General features: G+C 41.6%; 1 protein-coding gene. It reads right to left on the bottom strand.

Translation table 11 applies throughout. The annotated features are described in order from the left end of the window. Positions 1-99 precede the first annotated feature (99 nt). Positions 100-438 (bottom strand): IS66 family insertion sequence element accessory protein TnpB, encoded by a 339-nt coding sequence (tnpB, locus tag ACTQ50_RS19775; RefSeq protein WP_441485576.1) that lies wholly within the window; start codon positions 436-438, stop codon positions 100-102. Positions 439-495: the final 57 nt, after the last annotated feature.

Genomic DNA, 495 nt, shown 5'->3' with positions numbered 1-495 from the left:
ATGGTCCGAATAGTAAAGTAACATAGAAGATGTATATAAACTCCACTCCATGAGAGAATTATCTCATGAAAAAAGGAAACTGTCTAAACGGTGGGTTATTCATCGCATACTTACTCTTTTCTGTTCAATGGAAAGTCCTTCCATCAGCCATCGGTACTGTTGAGGGGTAAGGTCTCTGGCTTCTTTTTCATTCCTTGGCCATTGAAGTTTGCCATCCGTAAATCTCTTATAGCATAGAAGCCAGCCATCGCCTTCGTAGAGCAAGACTTTCATTCGGTCATTTCTGCGTCCACAGAACAGAAAAATGGATCCTGCTTCGGTTGGATCCAGGCCAAATGTTCCGGTAACAATAGCGATCAATCCATCAATTCCTTTCCGGAGATCCGTATATCCGGTACATAAATAAACATGTTGAAAGCCGGAAGCGTCATTGAGCATGATGTATGATTTCCATCATTCTGGATATCAGTTCTGATGGTGAATTTTCGTTCACAC

Origin of the sequence: Blautia sp. Sow4_E7 (assembly GCF_052116245.1) — a bacterium.
In the GTDB taxonomy this organism is placed as follows: Bacteria; Bacillota; Clostridia; order Lachnospirales; family Lachnospiraceae; genus Blautia_A.
The sequence above is the reverse complement of the archived record's forward strand: the minus strand, read 5'-3'. Positions and strand labels throughout refer to the sequence as shown.